This is a genomic window from Bacillus sp. MYb56 (assembly GCF_002976445.1).
Lineage (GTDB): Bacteria > Bacillota > Bacilli > Bacillales > Bacillaceae_G > Bacillus_A > Bacillus_A mycoides.
In genome coordinates this window covers 1-3,268 of sequence record NZ_PCOH01000100.1, presented here as the reverse complement: position 1 = coordinate 3,268, position 3,268 = coordinate 1, and the positions used below count along the sequence as shown (strand labels likewise).

General features: G+C 36.1%; 3 protein-coding genes and 1 pseudogene. All 4 read left to right on the top strand.

Annotated elements, in window-relative coordinates; genetic code table 11:
• Window positions 1-209: pseudogene (locus CQ058_RS31005) on the top strand (efflux transporter periplasmic adaptor subunit); the annotation flags it as partial.
• Complete coding sequence (locus tag CQ058_RS31000; RefSeq protein WP_002191903.1) at window positions 206-886, top strand: ABC transporter ATP-binding protein; 681 nt, start codon at window positions 206-208, stop codon at window positions 884-886. The pseudogene CQ058_RS31005 and the gene CQ058_RS31000, both read left to right, overlap by 4 nt.
• Window positions 883-2,082, top strand: a complete 1,200-nt coding sequence (locus tag CQ058_RS30995; RefSeq protein WP_105590253.1) for an ABC transporter permease — start codon at window positions 883-885, stop codon at window positions 2,080-2,082. The genes CQ058_RS31000 and CQ058_RS30995 overlap by 4 nt, the downstream gene beginning before the upstream one ends.
• A 108-nt stretch (window positions 2,083-2,190) precedes the next feature.
• Window positions 2,191-2,889 (top strand): YknW family membrane protein, encoded by a 699-nt coding sequence (gene yknW, locus CQ058_RS30990; RefSeq protein ID WP_002191901.1) that lies wholly within the window; start codon window positions 2,191-2,193, stop codon window positions 2,887-2,889.
• Window positions 2,890-3,268: the final 379 nt, after the last annotated feature.

Here is a 3,268-nt window from a genome sequence, read left to right as displayed (position 1 = left end):
TTGCTGTTCCAAGTAAGAGCATTGTAGAAAAAGGCGAAGATGCATTTGTTTATATCGAAGAAAAAGGAAAGCTTCGTAAGCAAAATGTGAAAAAAGGTGCTACTGATGGAGATTGGACAGAGATTGTTAAAGGCGCAACAGTGGGGCAAAAGGTGGTTAAAAATCCTTCCGACAACGTGTATGACGGAATGGAAGTGAAAGAGAAATGATTACTTTAAATAATATTGCTAAAACGTATTATCAAGGAAAGCTTGCGGTACCGATTTTGCATGGTATTAGTTTAACGATTCAGAGTGGTGAGTTTGTTTCAATTATGGGACCGTCTGGTTCCGGTAAATCAACGCTTATGAATATTATCGGTTGTTTAGATCGTCCAACAGAAGGCAAATATATGCTGAATGATGTGAATATCTTAACAGCAGATGAGTCAAAGCTAGCTTTAATTCGTAATGAATATATCGGCTTTGTGTTCCAGCATTTTAATTTACTGCCACGTCTTTCAGCGGTGGAAAATGTTGAACTTCCTCTCGTATATGGTGGGGTGAAGAAAGCAGAACGTCGTCAAAGAGCTCTTGAAGCGCTTGGAAAAGTTGGATTATTAGATAGAGTACACCATTTACCTAGTGAGTTATCAGGTGGACAGAAACAGCGTGTAGCAATTGCGAGAGCGATTGCGAATAATCCAACGTTCATTATGGCCGATGAGCCGACGGGTGCGCTTGATACGAAGTCTGGTGAACAAGTTATGGATATTTTCACGAAGCTTAATGCAGAAGGTACGACGATTGTTATGGTTACGCATGAAGAAGAGGTAGCAGCTTATTCATCTCGTCGCATTGTACTGCGAGATGGGAAAATTACTGAAGATAGAAGGTGTGCAGTATGAGTTTACTAGATAGTATGAAAATTGCCCTATCTTCTATTTTAGCTCATAAACTGCGTTCAGCTTTGACGATGCTCGGTATTATTATCGGAGTAGGTTCTATTATTACTGTCGTTGCGATTGGGCAGGGCGGGGAAGCGATGCTGAAGTCGAAAATCGCTGGTTCTGGTAATAACCTTATGCCAATTCAGTTTAAACCGGATATTAATGATGAGTTTGCTATGGGTGGGCATGAGGTACCAAAATTAACGGAAGAAGATATTCTTGAGGTGAAACAGGTAAAAGATGTTGCCCATGTTATTATGACGAATAGTACGATGGAAACACTTGATATAAACGATAAAAAAGCAATGATTAATGTTATTGGACTAGATAGTGAATATTTTCAAGTAAATAAAGTGAAAATGGTCAAAGGCCGTTCATTAAATGAATCAGATATTTCGCAAGGGAATAACGTTGTGATGATTAGTATGAAGGCAGAAGAGACGTTATTTAAAGATGAAAATCCAGTAGGGAAAATTATTGAAATGAAAGGACAGCCTGTGCAAATTATCGGTGTCTATAAATCAGATAATGAATTTATGGGATTTGAAACTGAGGAAATACTGATTCCTCTCACTTTATGGCCTGTTTTATACGGAACAGATGAAATTCAAAGTATCGCAATTCAAGCTAAAAATGTAGACAATTTAGAATCAGCAGGAAAAAAAGCTATTGAAGTATTAAATAGTCGTAAGCCGAGTGAAATTCCAGGTAAATATGAATTAGTGAACTTAAAAGAGTTCCAAGAAGGAGTTTCTAAAGTCACTAATATCATGACAATGATCATCGGTGGTATCGCAGGTATTTCATTAGTCGTTGGTGGTATTGGCGTTATGAACATTATGCTCGTATCTGTAACGGAGCGTACGCGTGAAATTGGGATACGTAAAGCACTTGGAGCAACACGTAGTAAAATTTTATTACAGTTTTTAATTGAAGCCGTTATGTTAACGCTTCTAGGTGGTTTAATTGGAATTGGTCTTGGATATGGCGGGGCATATATTGTCTCCACATTCGCAAAATGGCCACCGCTCGTTTCGTGGGAAGTTGTTGTTGGAGGCGTATTATTCTCGATGACACTTGGTATTATTTTCGGATTAATTCCAGCAAATAAAGCTGCAAAATTAGATCCAATTGAAGCACTTCGCTACGAATAGTTTACTAGTGTAGTAAAGATAAATATCTTTACTACACATACATATTGTTTGAGTCAATTGTTTGTACCATTCTTTAAGAGGATTATATATATAGAAGGAGGCGCAATAATGGAAGCGAATATTAATACACAAGATGTAGGTGCGAAAAAGCCATCATTATTTGGAATGATTACATCTCCTGGAGTACAATTTGAAAGAATGAAAACAAACAAGAAAGTTTGGGGTATGTTCCTATTAGTAGCCTTGTTACAAGGGCTTCTAGGTGGTTTAAATGCGTATGTTATGTATACCTCACCTGAGATGCTTAAAATGAAAAAAGAATTAGGTGAAATGGCTGGACAAAGTTCACTTACATCAGAAGTTATTTCTGGAATTGGAACAAGCTTTGCTAGTGCGATGGTTGGAACACTATTCATAGCAGCTATTTATAAAATGTTTATGATGTTCTTTGGTAATGATACGCCTTATAAAACCTTATTGAATATTGTAGCTTATACAAACATTGTCCTTATTATTGGTGGACTTATTAATTCTATTTTAAGTATAATCTTTGGTAGTGGAATGAGCCAATATACGAGTTTAGGGTTATTATTTACGAAAGGTACATTTGCATATGGAATTGGTAATACAATTGAACTATTCTATGTATGGAATTTACTCTTAATTTGGCTCGGATTACACATTACAGCTGGATTAAGCAAAGTGAAAGCATCGATTCCAATTATTATTCTATTCATTATTAAAGCGGTATTCTTTGCGGCAATTATTGTATTAATAGCGAAGTTTTTACCAGGTATGTTAATGTAAATAAATTAAGTTCATTATTACTAAGTTTAGTAGAAGATTTGTAACATTAATAACCGGTTCCTTAACGTACAAGGTACCGGTTATTTTGTGTCCAAAATGTGTTCAGACGTACAATTTTCTTTTTTTGTATGGTGACCCCATGTCCATCAACTTAATATACCCCAAAGTACCAAAAAACGTTATTCTTTTTATACAAGCTAGATTAGGAAGAATAACGTTTTTTTACACTTGGGGGTAGTAAAGATTCTTAAGTTGATGGACATGTATGGTGAGGCCTATTAGCTATGACAAATTGTATTTGAATTGTCATCGATTGCATTACTGGCTAGATCACACACTTGCTTTCATTATTTTCTTGGACCATACGCGGCAATTGGTT